The 303-nt window shown below is 74.6% G+C and carries 1 protein-coding gene; it reads left to right on the forward strand.

Annotation, left to right across the window (positions count from 1 at the left end; genetic code table 11):
- The coding region (locus OO69_RS48545; RefSeq protein ID WP_033287461.1) for a substrate-binding domain-containing protein at positions 1-253 on the forward strand (253 nt) is incomplete at its 5' end.
- Positions 254-303 lie beyond the last annotated feature (50 nt).

Genomic DNA, 303 nt, shown 5'->3' on the forward strand with positions numbered 1-303 from the left:
CGTGCTGCGGGCGGCGCGGGAGCTGCGGATCGAGGTGCCGGGGGAGCTGGCTGTCGCCGGGTTCGACGACATCAAGGAGGCGGATCTCGCCGACCCGCCCCTGACGACGGTCGCCTCGGACCGGTCGGCGATGGCACGGTCCGCCGTGGACCTGGTCCTGGACGACGGCCTGCGGGTGGCGGGCTCCCGCCGCGAGCGGCTGAAGGTGTTCCCGTCGCAGCTGGTCGTACGGCAGTCCTGCGGCTGCGCGTAGCTGCCGCCCAGGCGCGGCGCGCGCCCTTGCCCCGACGGACGCCCTTATAT

The sequence above is a fragment of the Streptomyces sp. NRRL F-525 genome (assembly GCF_000716605.1).
In the GTDB taxonomy this organism is placed as follows: Bacteria; Actinomycetota; Actinomycetes; order Streptomycetales; family Streptomycetaceae; genus Streptomyces.